21 protein-coding genes, 1 tRNA gene and 1 other RNA gene are annotated in these 23,265 nt (G+C 30.6%); 18 read left to right on the top strand and 5 right to left on the bottom strand.

Features of this window, described 5'->3' with window-relative positions:
* Positions 1–36: 36 nt before the first annotated feature.
* On the top strand, positions 37–1,428 hold the full coding sequence (gene fumC, locus CQA75_RS03910; RefSeq protein ID WP_137623747.1) for a class II fumarate hydratase: 1,392 nt from the start codon (positions 37–39) through the stop codon (positions 1,426–1,428).
* A gap of 29 nt (positions 1,429–1,457) precedes the next feature.
* Here the strand turns inward: fumC and CQA75_RS03905 are convergent, their stop codons facing one another.
* Positions 1,458–2,501 carry an AI-2E family transporter gene (locus tag CQA75_RS03905; protein WP_137623746.1) on the bottom strand — a complete coding sequence of 348 codons (1,044 nt, stop codon included), beginning with the start codon at positions 2,499–2,501 and terminating at the stop codon, positions 1,458–1,460.
* 4 nt (positions 2,502–2,505) lie between these two features.
* Positions 2,506–3,513 (bottom strand): Holliday junction branch migration DNA helicase RuvB, encoded by a 1,008-nt coding sequence (ruvB, locus tag CQA75_RS03900; RefSeq protein WP_137623745.1) that lies wholly within the window; start codon positions 3,511–3,513, stop codon positions 2,506–2,508.
* A gap of 89 nt (positions 3,514–3,602) precedes the next feature.
* Here ruvB and CQA75_RS03895 point away from each other — a divergent pair, with 89 nt between their 5' ends.
* Positions 3,603–4,013: a histidine phosphotransferase gene (locus tag CQA75_RS03895; protein WP_137623744.1), complete on the top strand. Its 411-nt coding sequence runs from the start codon at positions 3,603–3,605 to the stop codon at positions 4,011–4,013.
* 1 nt (position 4,014) lies between these two features.
* Positions 4,015–4,374, top strand: a transfer-messenger RNA (tmRNA) gene (gene ssrA, locus CQA75_RS03890).
* On the opposite strand, the gene CQA75_RS03885 is transcribed toward ssrA, so the two are convergent.
* Entirely contained in the window at positions 4,375–6,459 is a 2,085-nt protein-coding gene (locus CQA75_RS03885; RefSeq protein WP_137623743.1) for an RNA degradosome polyphosphate kinase, read from the bottom strand.
* Positions 6,460–6,736: 277 nt separating this feature from the next.
* Here CQA75_RS03885 and nrfH point away from each other — a divergent pair, with 277 nt between their 5' ends.
* From nrfH to CQA75_RS03865, 4 genes are all read left to right on the top strand, one after another.
* A complete protein-coding gene (nrfH, locus tag CQA75_RS03880) occupies positions 6,737–7,228 on the top strand; it encodes a cytochrome c nitrite reductase small subunit (protein ID WP_137623742.1) in 492 nt (163 codons plus the stop codon).
* Between the two features lie 15 nt (positions 7,229–7,243).
* A complete protein-coding gene (locus CQA75_RS03875; protein ID WP_137623741.1) occupies positions 7,244–9,076 on the top strand; it encodes an ammonia-forming cytochrome c nitrite reductase subunit c552 in 1,833 nt (610 codons plus the stop codon).
* 93 nt (positions 9,077–9,169) lie between these two features.
* Positions 9,170–9,724, top strand: a complete 555-nt coding sequence (locus CQA75_RS03870) for a hypothetical protein (RefSeq protein WP_137623740.1) — start codon at positions 9,170–9,172, stop codon at positions 9,722–9,724.
* Between the two features lie 60 nt (positions 9,725–9,784).
* Positions 9,785–9,874: transfer RNA gene (locus CQA75_RS03865), tRNA-Ser, on the top strand.
* 1 nt (position 9,875) lies between these two features.
* Here the strand turns inward: CQA75_RS03865 and CQA75_RS03860 are convergent.
* The gene (locus tag CQA75_RS03860) at positions 9,876–10,862 is read right to left on the bottom strand and encodes a phospholipase A (RefSeq protein WP_137623739.1); all 987 of its coding nucleotides are present in this window, start codon (positions 10,860–10,862) and stop codon (positions 9,876–9,878) included.
* Entirely contained in the window at positions 10,859–11,434 is a 576-nt protein-coding gene (locus tag CQA75_RS03855) for a molybdenum cofactor guanylyltransferase (RefSeq protein WP_137623738.1), read from the bottom strand. Before CQA75_RS03855 ends, CQA75_RS03860 begins: the two co-directional genes overlap by 4 nt.
* 61 nt (positions 11,435–11,495) lie before the next feature.
* Here CQA75_RS03855 and CQA75_RS03850 point away from each other — a divergent pair, with 61 nt between their 5' ends.
* The 11 genes from CQA75_RS03850 to CQA75_RS03800 form a co-directional block, all read left to right on the top strand.
* Positions 11,496–12,803 carry an NFACT RNA binding domain-containing protein gene (locus CQA75_RS03850; RefSeq protein WP_137623737.1) on the top strand — a complete coding sequence of 436 codons (1,308 nt, stop codon included), beginning with the start codon at positions 11,496–11,498 and terminating at the stop codon, positions 12,801–12,803.
* Between the two features lie 2 nt (positions 12,804–12,805).
* The gene (locus CQA75_RS03845; RefSeq protein ID WP_137623736.1) at positions 12,806–13,144 is read left to right on the top strand and encodes a hypothetical protein; all 339 of its coding nucleotides are present in this window, start codon (positions 12,806–12,808) and stop codon (positions 13,142–13,144) included.
* A gap of 10 nt (positions 13,145–13,154) precedes the next feature.
* Positions 13,155–13,880, top strand: coding sequence for a phosphatidate cytidylyltransferase (locus CQA75_RS03840; RefSeq protein ID WP_137623735.1), 726 nt, complete (start codon positions 13,155–13,157; stop codon positions 13,878–13,880).
* On the top strand, positions 13,877–14,950 hold the full coding sequence (gene dxr, locus CQA75_RS03835; protein WP_137623734.1) for a 1-deoxy-D-xylulose-5-phosphate reductoisomerase: 1,074 nt from the start codon (positions 13,877–13,879) through the stop codon (positions 14,948–14,950). The genes CQA75_RS03840 and dxr overlap by 4 nt, the downstream gene beginning before the upstream one ends.
* Positions 14,950–16,338: a peptidoglycan D,L-carboxypeptidase Pgp1 gene (gene pgp1 / locus CQA75_RS03830; protein ID WP_137623733.1), complete on the top strand. Its 1,389-nt coding sequence runs from the start codon at positions 14,950–14,952 to the stop codon at positions 16,336–16,338. Before dxr ends, pgp1 begins: the two co-directional genes overlap by 1 nt.
* A complete protein-coding gene (gene tsaD / locus CQA75_RS03825) occupies positions 16,335–17,342 on the top strand; it encodes a tRNA (adenosine(37)-N6)-threonylcarbamoyltransferase complex transferase subunit TsaD (RefSeq protein WP_137623732.1) in 1,008 nt (335 codons plus the stop codon). The genes pgp1 and tsaD overlap by 4 nt, the downstream gene beginning before the upstream one ends.
* Positions 17,343–17,345: 3 nt before the next feature.
* A complete protein-coding gene (locus CQA75_RS03820) occupies positions 17,346–17,873 on the top strand; it encodes a prepilin-type N-terminal cleavage/methylation domain-containing protein (protein ID WP_137623731.1) in 528 nt (175 codons plus the stop codon).
* Entirely contained in the window at positions 17,860–19,113 is a 1,254-nt protein-coding gene (locus tag CQA75_RS03815; protein WP_137623730.1) for a DUF2920 family protein, read from the top strand. The genes CQA75_RS03820 and CQA75_RS03815 overlap by 14 nt, the downstream gene beginning before the upstream one ends.
* Positions 19,100–20,347, top strand: a complete 1,248-nt coding sequence (locus CQA75_RS03810) for a DUF2920 family protein (RefSeq protein ID WP_137623729.1) — start codon at positions 19,100–19,102, stop codon at positions 20,345–20,347. The genes CQA75_RS03815 and CQA75_RS03810 overlap by 14 nt, the downstream gene beginning before the upstream one ends.
* Positions 20,344–22,164 (top strand): motility associated factor glycosyltransferase family protein, encoded by a 1,821-nt coding sequence (locus tag CQA75_RS03805; RefSeq protein ID WP_137623728.1) that lies wholly within the window; start codon positions 20,344–20,346, stop codon positions 22,162–22,164. The genes CQA75_RS03810 and CQA75_RS03805 overlap by 4 nt, the downstream gene beginning before the upstream one ends.
* A 96-nt stretch (positions 22,165–22,260) precedes the next feature.
* On the top strand, positions 22,261–23,265 hold a 1,005-nt coding region (locus tag CQA75_RS03800; protein WP_281276521.1), incomplete at its 3' end, for a flagellin N-terminal helical domain-containing protein.

Here is a 23,265-nt window from a genome sequence, read left to right as displayed (position 1 = left end):
AATCATTGTATGAAATTAAAATTGAAGGAAAATACAATGGAGTATAGAATAGAGCATGATACTATGGGTGAAGTTAAGGTTCCAAATGATAAATATTGGGGAGCACAAACCGAGAGAAGTTTTGAAAATTTTAAAATTGGTTGCGAGAAAATGCCAAAGGTTTTAATTTATGCTTTTGCTAATCTAAAAAAATCTTTAGCTTTGGTTAATTATAAACTTGGCAAACTCGATGATGCTAAAAAAAATGCTATAGTTCAAGCTTGTGATGAAATTATTGCGGGTAAATTTGATGATAATTTTCCACTTGCGATTTGGCAAACAGGTTCAGGCACTCAAAGTAATATGAATATGAATGAAGTGATTGCAAATCGTGCCACTGAAATTATGGGCGGAGATTTTCGTAAAGAAAAACTCGTGCACCCAAATGATCATGTTAATATGAGTCAAAGTTCAAACGATACTTTTCCAACAGCTATGAGTATAGTTGCGGTTGAACAAGTTGAAAAAAAACTAATCCCTGCTTTAGATGAACTCATTGCGACTTTTGAAAAAAAAGTAAAAGAATTTGAAGGTATTATTAAAATAGGACGTACTCATTTGCAAGATGCTACACCGCTAACTTTAGCACAGGAATTTAGTGGTTATCTTTCCATGCTTTTACATTCTAAAGAGCAAATCATTGCTTCTTTGCCAAGCTTAAGAGAATTAGCTATTGGTGGGACAGCTGTAGGAACAGGTCTTAATGCCCATCCAGAGCTTAGTGAAAAAGTTAGCGAAGAATTAACTAAGCTTATGGGGACTAAATTTATTTCAAGCCCAAACAAATTTCATGCTTTAACAAGTCATGATGCAATTAATTTTACTCACGGAGCTATGAAAGGTTTAGCTGCAAATTTAATGAAAATTGCTAATGATATTAGATGGTTATCTTCTGGCCCAAGATGTGGCCTTGGGGAGCTTAGTATCCCAGAAAATGAGCCAGGGAGTTCTATTATGCCAGGTAAGGTAAATCCTACTCAATGTGAAGCTATAACTATGGTTGCAGTTCAAGTTATGGGAAATGATGCGACGATTGGATTTGCAGCGAGTCAAGGAAATTTTGAACTCAATGTATTTAAGCCTGTGATTATTTATAATTTTTTACAAAGTCTTGATCTTTTAGCTGATTCTATGCATTCATTTAATATCCATTGTGCTATAGGTATAAAACCAAATCGTGAAAAAATTGATCATAATCTTCATAATTCCTTAATGCTAGTTACTGCCTTAAATCCACATATTGGTTATGAAAATGCTGCAAAGGTAGCTAAAAATGCACACAAAAAAGGAATTTCTTTGAAGGAAAGTGCGATGGAGCTTGGTTTAGTTGGTGAAGAAGATTTTAATCAATTTGTTGATCCGACTAAAATGATAGGGCCAAAGGCTTAATTTGAATTTATCTAGCTTAGCTAGATAAATCAGATCAATTTCTTATCTTTTAAAATCACGTACATTCTAATTGTAGAAATGAAAAAGGTTAAAATTGCAGGACCTAAAATAATACCCCAAAAACCAAAGCTTGATATCCCTGCCATCATAGCTAAGAAAATCAAAAGTTCATTGATTTTTGTTGGCGTTTTAACGAGTTTTTTATTGATCCATTTTATAATTAAAGGTTTGATTAAAGTATCAGCGATAAAAGAAATAACAACGACAGAATAAATTAAAATTACAAGTGCCGAATTTAAACCATTAGACGCAAATTCATAAAGACTTACAGGTATATAAACTAAAGCACCACCAACGGCTGGTATTAAAGAGCTAATAGCAAAAATAGAACCCATTAAAATACCATCATATCCATAAAATAGGGTAATAATCCCAAAAAGAGTTCCTTGAAAAATAGCAATGATTACCATAGAATAAAGCACAACAGCCATCACATTGCCCACTTCAGATAAAACATCATCTAATTCTTTTCTATCTACTGGCACAATTGATTTTAGATAAATGACAAGTTCAGTTCCGTATAGATTAGCAAAAAAGTAAAAGACACAAATTAAAGCCATGTCTATGAGAAATTTGGCTCCAGACTTTGTAAAACTTGAGGCATAATTTAAAACTTGTTTTGAAATATTGTTTAAATCTATAGACGCTAAAAATTCTTTGATTTTTGGTTCTAAAAAATTCAGTCCTTCAGGCAAGGTAAATTGATAGTTTTTGATATAATCTAGTGTGTGAGAAATTAAATTAATATCAAAGTTTTTTAAAGTTTTAGCTAATTCTATCATAGTGTAAAAAAAAGGAGCAAAAAATAAAATCACCATGCAAGAAGTTGTTAAAATTGAAGCAAAAAATTTATGCCCTTTAGTTAAATGCAAGAATTTCGCATTTATATTTGATGTTGCTACTGCCATTAAACTTGCGATAATGATCACGAGTAAAAAGCTTTTAAAAAGATAAAGTAAAAGCGATAAAATAACCAAAATAAAAGAAATTAAAAATATTTTTCCGTTTTTCAAAAAATTACTCCTCAAATAAATTTTTTTGATATTTCATTTTTAAAGCACTAAAACTTTTATGACTTGCTATGCGTCCCTTAGCGGTGCGTTCTATATAGCCATTTGCCAATAAATAAGGCTCTATAACATCTTCAATTGTATTTTCATCTTCGCTTAAAGCTGCAGCTATACTCGCAAGTCCCATAGGTTTTTGTTTTGCTGCTGTTAAAAGTTCAAGGTATCTTAAATCCATCGCATCAAAGCCTAATTCATTTACCCCTAAAGAATTTAAAGCCTCATTAGCTCTTTTTAGAGTAATATTTTTTTCATCATTCACATCTGCAAAATCTCTTACTCTTTTTAAAAGTCTAAGTGCGATTCTGGGTGTTGATCTTGATCTTTTTGCGATTTCAAGTGCTGCATCTTCTTCGCAAGTTTTATTAAGTTTTAAGGCAGCTTTTTGAAGTATAGTTGCAAGTTCATTATCTTTATAAAATTCTAAACGAAATTGCATACCAAAGCGATCTCTTAAAGGATTGCTAAGCATACCCGCACGTGTAGTAGCGCCTATGAGTGTGAATTTAGGTAGATCAATTTTTATCGTTTGTGCTGCAGGGCCACTCCCTATAATAATATCCAAACGATAATCCTCCATAGCCGGATAAAGCACTTCCTCAATAGCAGGACTTAGACGATGAATCTCGTCGATAAATAAAACATCTCCTTCGCTTAAATTCGTTAAAATGGCAGCTAAATCCCCGCTTTTTTCTATCATCGGTGCGGCTGTTGTTTTGATATTCGCTTCCATTTCATAAGAGATTATGTTAGCTAAAGTTGTTTTTCCAAGTCCAGCTGGGCCACTAAAAAGAATATGATCTAAACATTCATTACGTTTTTTAGCTGCAGCAATAAAAACATTTAAATTTTTTTTGATACTTTCTTGCCCTATATAGCCATCAAAACTTGAAGGACGTAAGGAATTTTCATAAGTTTCATCAAAAGAATATTTTTCTATTTCTACTATTCTATCCATTTTTCATTCTTGTTTTTCTAGGAAAATTAAAATAAGATTTTAACTAAATTTTGCTAGAATTTACTTAAACTTTATAATATGGTTTAAAAATGGGAATTTTAACAAAATTAGAATTAGAATATGAAATTGACGATATAGAAAAGTTTTTGCAATTTTTTAGAACAATGTGTGATAGGTTTGAACCCTTGATTATAAAGCTAGGTAGCGATAGTGTGCGTTATAAGGAAGCAATTAAGGAGCTTGAAACCTTAGCACACAATACTGCATGGGCTGCGAGGCGTTTAGAACTTAGTGAAATCACTGATTTTTGTGTATTTTGTGAAGAAATGATGGCACAAGCAAATCGTTTTGAGGGTCCAGCTAGTGAAGAATTTACAGATTGGATGCTTTTAGTGAGTGATCAGTTTGAGAAATATTGTCGTTCGTATGAAAATGATGATTCTGTTTTAGCTGTTTTTAATCCTTTAATTGTTAATGTTCCAAATATTATTTCTAAATAATGGGAGCGACTTGGCTTCGACAGGAGTAAGTCTGCTTAGATGGCATGTCGCTTTAGGCAAAGCGTAAAAAGCCTAAATAAAATTAAACGCAAACAACGTTAAATTTGCTCCTGCTTACGCTAAAGCTGCGTAAGTTCAGTTGAGCCTGAATTTTAAGTGATACTATCTAGCTTGAAATTTGGTCATCTTAAGATAGTGTAGCTTAAAACTTGACACATTTTAAGTGAAATTAAAGTCTTAGCTATATTTTTAAGTTTTGGAAGATGAGCGAAATATAGTGAAACAGTCATCTTTGCTAAACATGTAGAGATCTTTGTGGGGTTATTTTTGGACAGGGGTTCAATTCCCCTCGCTTCCACCATTAATTCTCCTTAAATAATTTTGACGCTAATTGTGTTGCTCTAGTTTGATCCGTATCCTTTTTCAAGGTTTGATATATTTTATTGACATAATCCTCTAAGGTTTGTTGAGAATCTATGGTTTTATCATTTTGACCAACTTTGATATATTCTCCATCGCTTTGTAATTCATAAGCTAAAGTATTATCGCTAAGTTGCAAACGTAAAAATTGCGCTAATTTAGCTTTATTTCTTTCATCAAAAATTGGAGTCATCAGTTCTAAGCGACGTTCTAAATTTCTTGGCATCCAATCCGCACTTGATATAAAATAATTAGGTTCGCTATGTTTAAAATAAAACACTCTTGCATGTTCTAGATACTTTCCTATGATGCTTCTTACACGTATATTTTTACTGTATTCTTGATTGGGTTTTAAGCAGCAAATTCCTCTGACAATAAGATCAATTTGAACTCCTTGCATGCTCGCCTCATAAAGAGCTTTGATAATATGACTATCCACAAGAGAATTCATTTTAGCAATGATAACACCTTCACTACCTTTAGTGGTTTCTATACGGATCATTTCTAGAATTTTTTCTTTAATTTGATTAGGACTCATAGAAAGGGTTTTAAGCCGACGATTTTTATTAAAACCAGATAAAATATGAAAAAAGCTTGTTACATCTTGAGCGATTTCAGCTTTATTAGTAAAATAACTCATATCCGTATATATTTTTGCACTACTTGCGTTATAATTTCCCGTGCTTAAATGGATATAAAATTTAAGTTTTTCTCCTTGCTTGCGTATAACTTGAGAGACTTTAGCATGGACTTTAAAACCTCTAATTCCATAAATAACATGCGCACCTGCATTTTCTAAAGCTTTTGCCCAGTGTAGATTGTTTTCCTCATCAAAACGGGCTTTTAATTCTACCATGACTGTGACTTGTTTTCCTTCGCTAGCAGCGTCGATTAAAGCTTGGACGATATTTGAATTTTTTTCTACTCTATAAAGTGTCATTCTTATGGAAATAACTTCGGGATCCCGACTCGCTTCTTTTATAAATTTATATACAGGATCAAAACTTTCATAAGGTTGAATGATTAAGATATCTTCTTTATCAATCGCATCAAAAATAGATAAATTTTCATCAAAAGGCGGCAAAGTTTTTGGTGTATAAAGCGGGCTTAAAAGATGGGTAAAAGTCTTATTTCCTACAATTTGCCAAATTCTTGGAAGGTTTAATAAAGTCGAGTATTCATAAACATCCTTGTGAAAAATTTTCATATGAGTGCTTAAAAATTCAACGATTTGTTCATCCGCATCTTTTTGAATTTGAAGTCTAACAAAAGCCCCTTTTCTTCTTAGCTTTAAGCCTTGTTCAAGTATCATCATAAAATCATCCGCTTCTTCTTCTTCGATGACCATATCTGCATTTCTTGTAACCCTAAATGCTGCTGAAGCTAAAAGTTTATAACCAGGAAAAATTTCTTCAATATGTTGATGAACAATACTTTCAATAGGCACATAAATGTTTGAAACCACCTCATAAAAACGAGGTAACACTCTTGAAATTCTTACCATTCCAAATTTAATAAGTTCAGGATGTGATTTATCACAAATTTTAACCGCTAAAGAGAAAGACAGATTGTTTAAATGTGGAAAAGGATGTGTTGCATCAACAGCTATAGGAACGATCACAGGAAATATATTTGAGAAAAAAAACTCATCGCATTTTTGCTTTAAATTCTCATCTAAATGATCGTATTGTTTGATAAATAAATTTTCTTTTTCAAGTTCTTTAGTAATTTCTTTAAAATATTCTTCTAAAAGTTCTTTTTCTTCATGCAAATATTTACGTATAGCTTTAAGTTGTTCTAAGGGACTCATTTCATCACTACTGCTTGCATTTACACCTGCAGAAAATAATTGTTTAAGACCTGCAACGCGTATCATGTAAAATTCATCCAAATTAGTACAATATATAGCGATAAATTTAAGTCTTTCTAGTAAAGGCATCGCTTTTGTGCATTGATTTAAAACTCTTGAATTAAAACGTAACCATGAAAGTTCTCTATTTAAAAACATATCAGGAGTTGTTTGCATGAAAAATTTCCTTTTTATTTTAATTTTACCATTTGAAAATCAATGATTTTTTACAGAGTTTATAAGAATTTAATCTTTAGCAATGTTTTAAAAATCAATCTTAGTTTCAATCTTAAATGATTGATAAAATTATTTTTAATTAGGATAATATATTAAAAATAAAAAATCATTTTAATTAATTAAAAATAAATATATTTAAATATTTATTAACAATATTTACGCTACAATCTAAAGCTATTTTTATTTAAGTTTCAATGCTTTTTCAAGGAGTATAAAGTTGAAAAAAACTTTAAGTTTATTTAATATTTTTCTTGTTTTACTCTTCGTATTTTTTGTGATCGGTTTTTATACTTTTTATAATGCAAAAGGTACGTCTTATTTGAGTAATGCAAGCGAATCTTGCAATAATTGCCATATTATGAATGAGGTTTATAATGAATATATGCAAGGGCCACACTCTCAAAAGGTTAAAGGAGAGCCTAGAGCAACTTGTGTGGATTGTCATTTGCCTCATGAATTTTTTGCTAAATGGATTGCTAAAGCACAAAGTGGATTGGGTCATGCTTATGCTTTTACCTTTAAGCTTGATGAACTTCCTACAAATTTAAGCGCAAGTAATAAAACCCGAGAAACTATACAACAAAATTGTATTCGTTGTCATGCGGATTTTGCACAAACGGCAATCAATGCAACCACTAATCCCCACGCACAGAATTCTTTAAAATGCGCTTCTTGCCATAAAGATGTGGGTCATAAACATGGAATTTAATAAGGAGATTATGTCATGAAAAAAAATATTTTACGTTTAGGTATTATTATTCTTATTTTACTGATTTTAGGTGTTTTGTGGCTTAATAATGATATTGAACAAAAAAAGAAAGATGAAGCAAATAAAAATACTATCACTGCAAGCGCTGATCTTTCTTTATTAAGCGATGATGATCCTAATTATGAAAGATGGGGTAAGGTTTTTCCAGAACAGCTTGATATGTATTTAAAAGTTGAAAAAGAAAAACCACAACCGACTGAATTTGGTGGCAATTTAGCTTATTCTAAATTGATTCGTTTTCCACAATTAACTGTTCTTTGGGCGGGTTATCCTTTTAGCATTGATGCTAATGAAGAAAGAGGGCATTTTTGGGTTCAAGTTGATCAAATGAAAACCGCAAGAAATAATAAAGATTTTTTAAACGCTCATGGATTTAAAGCTTTTAAAGGGCAACCTACAGCTTGTATGAATTGTCATAGCGGATGGACTCCTTGGCTGATTAAAAATATTGCTAAAGGAGATTTTGTAGCGTTTAATTCTACAAATTATTGGACAATGATGAAAAATATTCCTGCAGCCAATGGTATAGAGGAAAATTCGCCACAACATGCTGGAGCGCACGGCGGAAAGAGAATGGGTGTAACCTGTGCGGATTGTCATAATCCAAGCGATATGAGTTTAAGAGTTACTCGAGAGGCTGCTATCAATGCTTTAGTAGCAAGAGGTTATGAAAAAGATCCTATTCAAGGCATAAAAGCTAGTAGAGAAGAAATGAGAACTTTGGTTTGCTCACAATGCCATGTGGAGTATTATTTTAAACCAACTGGAGAGAAAGTTAAAGTGATGGGAGAAAGTATTGCCGATGATAGCTCTAAAAAATGGTGGGATGGAACTCAAAAAACTTATGATGAATATGAATTTTGGAGAGATGGCAATAAGGCAAAAGAAATAGAAACAAATGGTATCATACTTACTTTTCCTTGGGATGAATGGAAAAAAGGACAACCATTTAGAATTGAAATGTTTGATGAGTATTATGATAAAGTTCGTGCGATATTTGGGGCAGATTTTACACATAAGCTTACAGGAGCTCCAATTATTAAAATTCAACATCCAGAAAGTGAGCTTTATAGTGGTGGAGTACATGCTTTAAATGGTGTAAGTTGTGCGGATTGTCATATGCCTTATATTAGAGAAGGTGCTAAGAAAATTTCTCAACACAATATTACTTCTCCTTTAAGAGATATCAATTCAGCTTGCAAGGCTTGTCATAAACAAAGCGAAGATGAGTTAAGAGCACAAGTTAAAGATATCCAAAATATAGTTGCTTCAGAGCAAAGAACAGCTGAATATGCTTTGGTAAGTTTTATTATGGATGCTAAAAAATTGCGTGAAAAACTAGGCACTATGGAGAAATTCCAAACTGATAATAAGCCAGATGAAGCTAAGATCAGTGCAGAATTAAAAGATGTTTTAGAGCTTCATAGAAAATCTCAAATGAGGGTTGATTTTGTCAATGCTGAAAATTCAACCGGTTTTCATAATCCACGCGAAGCTTCAAGAATCATTTTTCAAGCTATAGATATGGCAAGAATGGGACAAGCTAAGCTTTTAGAAATTGCAAATGCTAATAATATAAAAGATTTTAAAATTTCAAATTTAGGTTTTGAAGATATCCAAAAATTAAACCCAGGTGAGCTTTATTATAAAGTTGATGTTAATGGACATAAGGCAGGAGAACGTTATTATGGTGATGAAGAAGATGTTAATGGAAATCTTCCAAAAGAACTTTTAGAAGAAGATAAAAATCTTTCTCCTTATAATTATAAATTCATAGATAAAAAATGATTTACAAATCCCGCTTTGGGATTTGTATTTTTTTCACATTCAATTCACATTATTTTTTTATAATTGCTCAAAAATTACTCAAAGTTGGAAAAAATGATTCATAAAAATAAATTATTCAGACAAATTCATATTTATATAAGTTTGTTTTTCTTGCCTTGTGCTCTTATGTTTGCAATTTCAGGCATTACTTATATTTTAGGTTTTGATCAAGATGTAGGTTTGAAAGTGCAAAGCTATAAATTAAATCAACATATACAAAAAGGCAAAGAAAGAGAAGCTTTAATCGAATATCTTGTAGAAAATAAATTAAAACTCCCATCAAATACAGAAATTATAAAAAGCAAAAACAAAGGAGTGAGTATAGGTACAATACACTATAGTGCCAATATAGCACCCATGAGTGAAAATGAATATCTTATTACTCTTAAAACCAGATCTTTATTAGGCGATATGATTATGTTGCATAAAGATAAGGGTTTGTGGTATTTTTCTATTCTTAGTGTCGGGTTTGGAATCACTTTGTTTTTACTTTATATTTCAGGGCTTATCATTACATTTTTTGCAAGTAAAAAAGATAGAAAAAAGCAATTATTTGTTTTAATTTTAGGATTTTTAATCACTTTTATTTTAGCTTATATCAGTCTTTAAATTTTTTATTTTAAGCTAAGTATTATTTAAATTACTATATAATCATACTTTTATTTTTAAGGACAGATGGGTGAGTGGCTGAAACCACACCCCTGCTAAGGGTGCAGATCTTAACGGGTCTCGAGGGTTCAAATCCCTCTCTGTCCGCCACTTAATAAGAAATCAAAAATCCCGTAGAAAGTCTTTGTAATTTTCTGTTATAATCGATTAAACTTTCTCCATAACCATTAAAATATTGTAAATACCAATAAATTCCGTTATTAAAAATATCATATCCTACATCGACTTGAATTGCACCTTTATTATGGCGGAAATCAAGGTTATTTCTTAGCATAATATTAGCAAAATAATCTTTACCTAAATATCCTAAATTCAAATCAAAATTTCCCAAATAATGCGTGATATCAGGATTATCATCTTTTTTTCTTTCTTCAGGAATTCTATACCATATTCTAGGAACAAATAAAAAGCGTTTATAAAAAATAGCAGTTGAAGCATAGATTCTATTCCATGAGCGAGATTCTAAATTCTCATCCCCTTTGCCATTGCTTTCATGTAAAATTCCTAAGCGAAGATTATTAAAAAAGGGATAGTTTTTAAGATAAAGAGGAAAATCTACGAAAAATTCAGGCTGATAATTCGTCTCCCTAAAAGGAGAGGAATGTTTATAATTTTGCCACCAAGAAGTTTGCGTATAGCCTATATAGTATTTTTCATTGAGTCCAAATAAATTTTCAAATAATCTTTTTTTAATGCTAAGTTGAAATTTCATTTCCATTTTACGATTATCATTACCAAGGGAGCCAAAACTATAAGCAAAAGGTAAAAAATAATTCATTTTATAAGCTGTAATGCCAAGTGGATTAAAACCCGTATCTTCATCAAGGTAGTTTGCTAAGGCAAGTTTAGAAAAATCCTCTTTATCTTCTGGATTTTTTTGAGAAGTTTGGGTATTTGAAACCGCTATTTTTTCAGGCTTATCATCAACAAAAGATTGAGCTTGATTTTTTAAAAGTAAGCTTTTATAAATTTGCATAGCTTTTTTATAATCACCTTTTTTTTCAAATTCCAAAGCTTCTTCAAAATTTTCAGCCCATACTAAATTGCAGATTAGGAAAAATAAAATTATTTTTTTCATTTAAACTCACTTTTGAATTTTTCATACTCTTGATAAAAATTTAAATTTAAAAAGGCATCTTCATTTTCAAATTCTACAAATTTAGTCTTAACTTGAGAAAACAAAAGTCCAATTTTATGTTCATTTTTTTTCAAATACTCTTCACATAAATTTTTTAAAGAACTGTGATAAAACCCGCATAAAGGATGCTTATAGGATTTTGTTTTGGCTATAATGATACGATAATCTTCTTTTAAAAAAGAATGAAGTTTTAAAATTTCATTTTCGCTGATATTAGGACTATCCACACTTAAAATAAAAACAAATTCATCTTTAAAATAGGAAAATATAGAATATAGCGCAAGCATAGGGGAGTAAAATTGAAATTTTAAATCATCTTTTATGAGAGAAAATTGCTGGTTAAATTTATCTTCTTTGGCGCTTATATAAACTTTTTTAAAAAAATGTGACATTTTTTTGACTTGAAATTCGCTTAAAGTCTCATTTTTGATTTTTAATTTGCTTTTATCTTCACCCATGCGACTTGATTTTCCGCCGCATAAAATCACACAATTTAATTCTTTAAGTTCCAAATTTTATTCCTTTTTTAAAAACTCTACCATAAATTCGCTAAAATATCTTATAATTTTTATTATGAAATATACAGAGCTTTTGCAATTAAAAGATTTTTTTAGTGATTTTAAAAAAGTCGATTTTATAAAACGCATCAATGATAATGTTTTAGAGCTTAGTCTTGAGAGACAAAAATTTATTTTTGATTTGAGTCGAGGAAATAGTGCGATTTACACGGCTAAATTAAATGCTAAGAACTATAATGCCCCTTTTGATTTTATGCTTAAAAAATATTTTAGCAATGCCTTGTTAAAAGATGTAAAAGTATTGCAAGATAATCGTATTTTGTGTTTTCATACCCTCGCAAATAAATCTTATAAAAGTTATGAAAATAAAATTTATTTTGAATTTACAGGTAAAAATACTAATGTGATTATCACAGATGCAAATGAAATGATTATCGAGGCTTTAAGGCATATTGATAAAAGTTATCGTATTGTAAAACCTAATGTCATTTTAGAGCCTTTAAAGCCTTATAAAATGGATGATTGTTATGAAAAAATCGTCGATTTTGATCTCTATTTTGACAATAAATTTAAATCCATCAATCAAAACAAAATTCATCAAATCAAGATTTCAAAACTTGCACAAATGGATAAAAAAATACAAAATTTAAATGAAATTATATCAAGTTTAGAACAAGAAGATTTTTTGATCGAAAAGGCTTTGGAGTTTAGAAAAAAAGCAGACGTTTTGTTTGCAAATTTGAGTGTTTTAAAAGAGCATGAAAGAGAATTTGAACTCAATGATTTTGAAGATAAAAAAATGCATTTTAAACTTGAAACAAGTCCTAAAGAGAGTGCTAATTTATTTTATAAAAATGCCAAAAAATTGGAACAAAGAGCTAGAAATTTAAACATACAAAGGGATAATTTAGAAGAAAAATTAGATTTTGCTTTAAATTTAAAAGCTTTGTTAGCCAAGGCTAAAGATGAGTTTGAGCTTGAAATTTTATTGCCTAAAAAGAGCAATAAGAAAAATAACGAAAATAAAGAAAGTGATCATATTGCATATTTTTATTTTCAAGATTTTAAAATTTGTGTGGGGAAAAATGAAAAAGGAAATGAAATTTTATTAAAAAATGCAAAAAAGGATGATTTATGGTTTCATGTAAGAGATATTCCAAGTTCTCATGTGATTGTTATCTCAAACAAGAGAAACATTAGCGAAGATGTGATAGAATTTGCCGCAAAACTTTGCGTGAGTTTTTCAAAGTTAAAAAAAGGTTCTTATTGGGTCGATTATACTTTAAGAAATTTTGTCAAGGTTCAACAAAAGGCATTTGTCAATTATGTCAATTTTAAAAGCATTAATATTACAAAGGATTAAATATGCCAGTAAGCCCTTTAGGAAACATGAATTTTATCAATCAAAATATGGCTTATCCAGCGGCTCAAGCGAGTAATGAGCTTGCAAAAGAAGGTGTTAGCGCTGCTTTAAATATGGCAGCTGTTCAAGAAGAAGAAAAAGTGATCGATAAGCTTGAAAAAGTCAATGAAACGCATGATATAAAAGAAGAAATCAAAGAAAAAGCAGAGCAAGAAGAAAAAAAGAAAAAACACAAACAAGAATTAGAAAAAAGCGATCAAGAGGATGCTAGCGAAGAAAATGAAGAAGAAGAAAATTTTAAAAACGCACAAAGTATCCATCGTATCGATATGAGTATTTAAAGGATGAGAAATGTTTAATTCAACTAGGATTATTTGGGGTTTATTGATGGTTGCAGCGGTGATTATCGTTGCATTGATTGATCAATTTTTTATCAATTTTATCATTTTTGGAATTTTATTGTTTTTGGCTTTTAATGAAGCAAAAAAACTTTTTAATTTAGAAAAAGTAAGCATTATACCTTTGGCTTTGGCTTTTATTTTGGGTACTATGATTTCAAAGCCTTTGTTTTTAGGAATTTTAGCTACACTTTTGATTCTTGGATATCAAGTGTATAAAAAGTCAAATTTAAAACCTGTTTTGATTTATTTGTATCCTAGTTTGCCTATTTTAGCACTTTGGCAAGTGTATTTAGGCCATGGAATGTTTGCTTTATTTTGGCTGATTTTAATTGTAGCAAGTTGCGATAGTGCCGCGTATTTTATAGGAAAGCTTATGGGAAAAACCCCTTTTTCTCCTACAAGTCCTAATAAAACCTTAGAAGGCGTTATAGGGGGACTTGTTTTTGCTAGTATATTTGGAACTTTGATAGGAATTTTTGTTTATGGTTTTTGGCTTTCTTTATTTTGTTCTTTCTTTTCAGCTTTTATGGCGGTTATAGGGGATTTATTGGAAAGTTATTTTAAAAGAGAAGCAGGGATAAAAGATAGTGGAGATCTAATCCCAGGGCATGGTGGTTTGCTTGATAGAATTGATGCGGTGATTATCGCCGCTTTTGTTATGGTTAGCTTTTTATGATCGTTTTTGGAAGTACTGGAAGTATAGGAGTTAATGCTCTTAAGCTTGCCGCTTTAAAAAATATCAAAATTTCAGCCCTTGCTTGTGGAGAAAATATTAAGCTTTTAAATCAGCAAATTCAAGCTTTTAAGCCTCAATTTGTCGCGATAAAAAATGCCAAAGATAAGCATTTAGTAAAGCATGATAAGGTTTTTATAGGGCAAACTGGTTTGGAAGAAATTTTGCAAAATTGCCAAGATGATTTTTTGCTTAATGCTATAGTAGGATTTGCAGGATTAAAAAGCACTATTAAAGCAAAAGAATTAGGCAAAAAAATTGCTCTTGCTAATAAAGAAAGTTTAGTGGTAGCAGGAAATTTTTTAAAAGGGGCTAAAATTATCCCTGTAGATAGCGAGCATTCAGCTTTAAATTTTTTACTTCAAGATAAACAAAATATTAAAAAACTTTATATTACTGCAAGTGGTGGGGCTTTTCGCAAAAGTAAAATTAAAGATCTAAAAAATGTTACTCCTAAAGATGCTCTCAAGCATCCAAATTGGGCAATGGGAGCTAAGATAACTATAGATAGCGCAACCATGGTAAATAAGCTTTTTGAAATCATAGAGGCGTATCATTTGTATGATTTTAAGGATATTGATGCTCTAATAGAGCCAAAATCCATCATTCATGCAATGTGCGAATTTAGAAATGGTGCGACTACGGCATATTTTTCAAAAGCCGATATGAAACTCGCTATTTCAGAAGCTATTTTTTCTACTCATGAAACTCAAATTTTAGATCCTATTGATTTTGTTAAACTTTCTAGTTTAAAATTTTATGAAATCAGTACAAGAAAATATCCTGTTTTTAAACTCAAAGATTGGCTTTTAAAAGAACCTCATTTAGGCGTGATTATCAATGCGGCTAATGAGGTTGGGGTGGAAAATTTTTTAAATTATAAGGGTAGTTTTTTGGATATTTCAAAGACGATTTTTAAAGCGCTTGATCATTTTGGAGTTCCTAAAATTTCAAGCATTGAAGAAGTTTTTGAATACGATGATAAAACAAGGAAATATTTAAAAGGTGTTTGATGAAATTTTTTTTAGTTGTATTGTTTTTATATACGAGTGTCTTTGCTTTGGATTTTAGTGTAGGGGAGAATGGAAAAAGCTTAGATGATAATAATACGGTTTTGATTTTTGGTGGGATTCAAGGTGATGAGCCTGGTGGTTTTCATGCTGCAAGTTTGCTTTTGAGTGATTATAATATCACCAAGGGTAAGATTATCGTGGCGCCTAATTTGGCCTTTGATAGTATTATCAAGCGTTCTCGTGGAAATAATGGCGATTTAAACCGAAAATTTGCGAGTATTAGTCCAAAGGATCCTGATTATAAAACGATTGAGCGTATTAAAAAGCTTATTTTATTACCTGAAGTTAGCATGGTGATCAATCTTCATGATGGATGGGGATTTTACAAACCTACTTATGTGGATGCTTTGCAAAATCCTAAAAGATGGGGAAATTCTAGCGTAATCGATACAAGCGAAATCAATGCAAGTAAATATCCCGATCTTGAAAATATCGCTACGCAAACGGTTAATAGCGTTAATTCCTCTTTAGCTGATCCTAAACATGCCTATCATTTAAAAAATACCAAAACTCAAGAATTAGGCGATACAGAAATGCTTAAGGCTCTGACTTATTTTGTTATTTCTCATCATAAAGCCGCTTTTGCTAATGAGGCGAGTAAAAATTTACCCGTTAATTTAAGGGCTTATTATCATCTTTTGGCTATTGAAAATTATTTAAAAACAGCTGGCATTGAATTTACAAGAGATTTTGAATTAACCCCAGAAGGTGTAAAAGAAGCGATCAATCGCGAACTTGAAGTGAAGCTTTTTGATGATAGAATTTTACTCTCTTTAAAAAATCCAAGAAAAACGATCAAATATTTGCCTTTTCCAGTCAATAAAGAGCTAAACTACAATACAAGCAATGAACTTACAGCTGTTATTGCTGATGGCTCTTCTTTTTTTGTCCAGTATGGCAATCGTTTTCAAACAAGAATTTATCCTGAGTATTTAGAATTTAGTGATCCTTTTGATGAGGTGGCTATAAAGGCAGATCAAAAAGATCTCATCGTGCATTTTGGCACCAAGGTTAAAGTTAAGGAAAATTTTTTCATTCCTAGTATTAAAGGAGTGCGTGTTAATATCATAGGTTTTGATCATGGTAAAGATGAAAGTAATATTTTTGTGCATAAAAAAGATATGCAACAAGCTTATTCTTTAGATATGGCGGGTAAAATTTATCGTGTAGAATTTTATGAATTAAGATGGGCAAATTTACAGCAGCTTTTAGAAAATACTACGGATGCAAAGTTGATTAAAAAAGCAAAAATTCTAGATCCAAGTATCTTAAAAGCGGCAAAAACTAAAGATAAATTCATCGGTTCTATTTTAGTGGAATTTGAATGAAAAATTTGATTTTAGCTATAGAGAGCTCTTGTGATGATAGTTCTATTGCTATCATCAATAAAGATAATTTAGAATGTGTGTTTTATAAAAAAATTTCTCAAGAGCTTGAACATAGTGTTTATGGTGGGGTTGTGCCAGAGCTTGCGGCGCGTCTTCATAGTGCAGCATTGCCTAATATCTTAGCACAATGTAAAGATTATTTTAGCAAACTTTGTGCTATAGCCGTTACCAATGAACCAGGACTTAGTGTTTCTTTACTTGGGGGTATTACTATGGCTAAGACTTTAGCGGTAGGTTTAAAATTGCCCCTCATTGCTATCAATCATCTTAAAGGACACATCTATAGTCTTTTTTTAGAAGAAGAAGTCAATCTTGACATAGGAATTTTGCTTGTAAGTGGTGGGCATACTATGGTACTTTACATCGACGACAAAAGAGAGATACAGATTTTAGTTAGCACAAACGATGATAGTTTTGGAGAAAGTTTTGATAAAGTAGCTAAAATGATGGGTTTGGGTTACCCAGGTGGTGTGATTATAGAAAATTTAGCCAAAAAAGCTAAAGATAAAAATATAAAATTCAGCATTCCTTTAAAGCATTCTAAAGAATTAGCCTATAGTTTTTCAGGACTTAAAAATGCGGTGCGTTTAGAAATTTTAAAGTATGAAAATTTGGATGAAAATATAAAAGCAGAAATCGCTTATAGCTTTGAAGAAGCTGCTTGTGAGCATATCTTAGATAAATTAGAAAAAATTTTTAAACAATATTCTTTTAAGCAATTTGGTATTGTTGGGGGTGCGAGTGCGAATTTAACCTTGCGTTCGCGTTTGCAAAATTTATGTGAAAAATACCATACTAAATTAAAATTAGCTCCTTTAAAATACTGCTCTGATAATGCTTTGATGATAGCAAGAGCTGCAGTAGATGCCTATAAAAGATCTGAATTTGTAAGCATAGACGAAGAAATTCTTAGTCCAAAAAATAAAAACTTCTTAAGGATATAATTAATGAAAAGAGCTTTTACTATTTTAGAGCTTGTCTTTGTTATCATTATTTTGGGAATTTTAGCAGCCATTGCTTTGCCAAAATTAAGCTCAAGTAAAGATGAGGCAGAATTAAGCAAATCTTTAAATAATCTTAAAACTTTGATCAATGATATTAGTATCTATGCTTTAAAAAATGATGCTTTAAGCACGATCAATTCTATGAGTAATGTCAGCGGAGTTGAAAACGTTGATCTGAAAGATTTTAGTGGAATTAAAGAAGTGAATTTCAAAGTGGGCGATGATGAGAGGTGTTTAAAGCTTATATTTATCAATAAATCAGACTTTATTTTAATGGGAATTTCAAGTAATGAAGTAAGCAAAAGAGCTATAGAAAGTATAGCCAATGGCTCTAGTAATGATTTAGAAAATGTAGATTTTACAAGTACTTCTAAAAATAAAGCTTGTATAGCCTTAAGCAAAAGTGAAATTTTTAAAAATCTAGCTTCAAAAACTTATACTTTAATAGGGGTGAATGATGTTAATGAGTAAAACTTATGAAATCGATTCTTGTGATGATGTAGAGCTTGGCATAAAAAGAGAATCAAAGCTTGAATTTAAATTGTGGCATGATGATGAAAAAAATCCCGAAGTCTTAGTGTTTTTTATACAAGGTGTTGGATCTGATTGTCATGATAAAATGCTAAATATTGTTGCTGAAAATTTAATTCAAAAATTTAATATAGCCTTTGCGAGTGTAAATTATCATTGTATAGGAAATCGTCCTCAAACAGGCTCTACTTTTTATTTGGATGAAATCGATAAACTTATTTTAGATGCTACCACTCAAGCAGCAGGTATTAAACTTCCTTATGGTGTAGATAAAATTCAAAATTATGAACAGATGAGTGAAATTTTTCATTTTATCAATCAAAGTTTGATAGAAGGAAAAAAAGAGGGTAGATTTAGAATGGATTATTTTTTAAATTTACATGTGAGTTTGCAGCCTACAAAAAATGAGTATCAAAATTTTGGTATTATGCAAGCTCAAGATCTTATAAATGTAGCGCTTTATCTAAAAAACAATGCTCCTTTTGATACAATGGGGGGGGGTATTCCTGTGATCATGATCGGTACTTCTAGAGGAGGATATTTGGCACATTTAGCGGCTAAAATTGCTCCTTGGCTTATAGATGGAGTGATTGATAATTCTGGCGGTGCTAAATTTTTGTGGAGAACGATTGGATTTGGCAAAGAGATCGATTTTACGCAGTATTCAGAATTTTCAACTTTCGATTTTTTTCAGCATATAAAAGTTTTTTGTTCTACAAAAACTTTTTGGACAAGCAATAGTGCTTCGCCTTATTTTTTCTCTCCAGCAAGATGTGTTATTCGCAATATCTTAGAGCCGACTCATCTTGAGATTTGTGCTAAATTTCCTAGTAGTCATTATGTAAGTTACCATGCTATTAAGGATCAGTATGATCCTTTGGAAGAGAAAATAGCTCTTTATGATTGTTTAGAAAAATTGGGTTTTGATGTAAAGTTAAATTCTATCACCAAAGAGTCTCAAATCGATGGAAAATTTATAAAAAGTTTAGAGCATGGTATGGGAATACCTATAAAACTTATGATTGAAAAAGAACTTCCTATTATGCTTGAAAAGATTAAAAAATATCCTAAAAAAGAATGCAAAGATAAAAGTATAAGTTATCCTTGTGAAGATTTGCTTTATAAATTCACTCAAAAAGAAGATAAGATATTGCTAGAGGTTAAAAATGCTAATCAATAAAATTTATGAAATTGATTCTTGTGATGATGTTGAACTTAATATAAAAAGAGAGTCAAAGCTCGAGTTTAAATTGTGGTATGATGATAAAAAAAATCCTGAGGCTTTGGTATTTTACACTCAAGGAGTTGGATCCGATTGTCGTGATAAAATGCTAAATATTGTTGCTGAAAATTTAATTCAAAAATTTAACATAGCTTTTGCAAGTGTGAATTATCATTGTATAGGAAATCGTCCACAAACAGGTGCAATTTTTTATTTAGATGAGATAGATAAACTCATTTTAGATACTACTACTCAAGCAGTGGGCATAAAGCTTCCTTATAGTGTGGATAGAATTCAGAATTATGATCAAATAAATGAAATTTTAAATTTCATTAATCGGTATTTAAGTGTAAAAAAAACAGAAGGATTTTTAAGTTCAGATTTTTATTTACATTTGCACATGAGTTTGCAACCTACAAAAAATGAGTATCAAAATTTTGGTATTATGCAAGCCCAAGATCTTGTAAATGTAGCTCTTTATTTAAAGAAAAATGCTCCGTTTGATACTATGGGGGGGGGTATTCCTATAATTATGATTGGCACATCTAGGGGAGGATATTTATCACATTTGGCTGCAAAAATCGCTCCTTGGTTTATAGATGGAGTGATTGATAATTCTGGTGGTGCTAAGTTTTCATGGAGAATGGTAGGATTTGGAAAAGAGATTGACTTTGTACAATATTCCGAATTTCCAAATTTTACATTCCCGCATATAAATCTTCATTGCTCTAATAAAACTTTTTGGACAAGCAATAGTTCTTCACCTTATTTTTTCTCTCCGGCAAGGCGTATGATTCGCAATATTTTAGAACCAAGTCATCTTGAAATATGTGCTAAATTTCCAAACACTCATTATGTGAGTTATCATGCTATCAGAGATGATCTTGATCCTTTGGAGGAAAAAATAGCCCTTTATGATTATTTTGAAAAATTAGGTTTTGATGCAAAATTAAATTCTATAACCAATGAATCTCAAATTGATGGAAAATTTATAAAAAATCTAAATCATGGCATGGGTATACCTGTAAAACTTTTGATTGAAAAAGAACTCCCTGTTATACTTGCAAAGATCAGAAAGCATCCTAAAAAAGAATATAAAGAAAAAAGCATAAGCTATCCTTGTGAAGATTTGCTTTATAAATTCACTCAAAAAGAAGATAAGATATTGTTAGAGATTGAAGGAATTAAATGAGTATTTTAGAAAAAAACATTCAAGCTTTGGTAAGCGGAGTTAATGAACCCTTGGCTAGAAAGCTTATAGATTTTTTTCAAAATTCAAAACATGTTCGTTTTAGCTTGGATGAAAATTTAAATATTTTTGATCAAAAAAATCAAGTTTTTATGTATAGTGATATTGAGCAAGAAATTGCTTTTTTTCAAAAGAGTATTTTAGAAAAAACCTTAAGATATCCTTTTGTTTGTATCTATGGTGTAGGCAATGCTTTGCTTATTAAAAATTTAACTTTATTTTATAAGCATATTTTTATTTTTGAGAGCGAAATAGAACTTTTTGTTTTAGCTTTAAGCGTGATTGATCTTAGTGAAGAATTAAGAAGTGGTAAAATCTATCTTGTGGATACCAAAGAAGAAAAAATTAATGCACAATTAAGCTTACTTTTTGATCAAAATGATATGTTTGAATATCTTGGTCTTTATGAAATGTTTATGAATTCTTATTATAAAAAATATTTTATAGATGAAATTGCAAAAATAGATCGTATTATTTGTGATAATATTAATCTTGTGATTAGAAATCTAGATCCAAGTTCAATGATACCTTTAAAGTGTTATGATAATTTTATACAAAATATCCCAGCAATGCTTAAAAATATCTCTTTTCAAAGAATCATTCAGGAAAGAAAAAATCAATTTAAAAATTGTATAGTAGTATGTGCAGGACCAAGCCTTGAAAAGCAAATTCCACTTTTAAAAAAATATCAAGAAAATTTTGTGATTTTTTGCGCTGATGGAGCTTTTCCTTTACTTCATAAAAACGATATTACTCCGGATTATGTTTTAAACTTGGATTGTCAAGATAAAACTTCGGTTTTTTTTAAAAATATAAAATCATTAGATAAAACCTTATTTGTTTTTTCTCAAAGTACCCATTTTGATGTTATTAAGTTGGTATGCGAAAGTAAATTAAATTTTTCTATAGTTTTGAGTGATTCTTTATATTGTAAAAATATTAATATGCATGATTTTGGGCATTTAGATACTGGAACTCATGTGGGTCATATGTGCTATGCTTTGGCTTTGGCTTTAGGATTTAAAAATATTGTTATTATAGGTCAGGATTTAGCTTATAATAAGGAAGGCAATTCACACTTTAATGATTTTATTTTAGGAAAAGATTTAGATAGTACTTTAAATATCCCTAGTTTAAAAATTTTAGCTTATGGTGGAGAAGATGAAGTTTTGACTCATTTAGCTTGGGATGATTATAGAAAAAAATTAGAATTTTTATTTGCTAACAATACTCAAGCAAAATTTTATAATGCCACTGAAGGTGGTGCTAGGATAGCCTTTACAAAAGAATTAAGTTTTGAAGAGTGTTGTTTAAAATTTGGAGATGAAAAGAAAAAAAGTTTAGAAATGCCAAAGATTTTAACTTTAAATAGAAGCGATAAACTTTTAAAAAAAGTTTTAGAAAATTTAAAAAAGGACCTAAATATTATCAATCAAACTTTAGAAGATGCTAAAGTGTTAAAGGACGCTTTAGAAAAGATCCTTTCAAGCAACAAAGCTCTTCCTTTGGAGTTTTTATTGAGTGTTTATAAAAATATAGAACATTTTAATTCTTTTATGGATAACAATTCACTTTTTCAAGATAGGGTTTTAAAAGGAGTGTTTTTTAAAAGAGGACTTGAAATAAGTAAAATTATATTGGCAAAGATTGCAGAAGAGGAAAAATATCTATTTTTAATCATCACAGCTTATAAAGTTTGGCTTGTTTTGTTGATTGAAAAATTAAATATAAGAAAAGAGAGTTTGCAAAAAATTATTTAAATTTTTATCAAAAAGCTATAAAGATTTTTTATAAGCAAACGATATAGTGTTTAACAAGTTCATGGATGAGCTTGAATTTATTTAAAAGGATTTAAAATGGGATTTCGTATAAATACAAACGTTGCAGCTCTTAATGCTAAAGCAAACTCAGATCTAAATGCTAAAAGTTTAGATAGTTCGTTGGCAAGACTTAGTTCAGGTCTTAGAATCAACTCAGCAGCAGATGATGCTTCAGGGATGGCGATCGCAGATTCACTTCGCTCTCAAGCTAACACTTTAGGTCAAGCTATATCTAATGGTAATGATGCTTTAGGTATCTTACAAACTGCCGATAAAGCGATGGATGAGCAACTTAAGATCTTAGATACCATTAAAACTAAAGCAACTCAAGCAGCTCAAGATGGACAAAGTCTAAAAACAAGAACTATGCTTCAAGCTGATATCAATCGTTTGATGGAAGAACTTGACAATATCGCTAATACTACTTCATTTAACGGTAAGCAACTTTTAAGTGGTAATTTTACCAATCAAGAGTTTCAAGTTGGTTCAAGTTCAAATCAAACTGTAAAAGCAACTATTGGTGCTACTCAGTCTTCAAAAATCGGTGTGACAAGATTTGAAACTGGTTCTCAAAGTCATAATTCAGGAGTTGTAAGTCTTACTATTAAAAACTACAATGGTATTGAAGATTTTAAATTTGATAGTGTAGTGATCTCAACTTCAGTAGGAACGGGTCTTGGAGCTTTGGCTGAAGAGATCAATAAGAGTGCTGATAAAACAGGTGTTAGAGCAAGTTTTGATGTAAAAACTACAGGAACTTTTGCGATTAAAGCAGGTGAAACTGGAGATGATTTTACAATCAATGGTGTTAATATTGGTAAGGTAGCTTACCAAGATGGTGATGGTAATGGTTCTTTAGTTTCTGCGATCAATGCGGTTAAAGATACTACAGGTGTTACTGCTTCTAAAGATGAAAATGGACGCTTGGTTCTTACTTCAGCCGATGGTAGAGGTATTAAAATAACTGGAGATATAGGTGCAGGTGCTGGTATCTTATCTACTCAAAAAGAAAATTATGGAAGATTATCTTTAGTGAAAAAT

The sequence above is a fragment of the Campylobacter taeniopygiae genome (assembly GCF_005406225.1).
Taxonomy (GTDB): Bacteria; Campylobacterota; Campylobacteria; order Campylobacterales; family Campylobacteraceae; genus Campylobacter_D; species Campylobacter_D taeniopygiae.
Note: the sequence above shows the minus strand (reverse complement) of the source record. Positions and strands in the feature narration are given on the sequence as shown.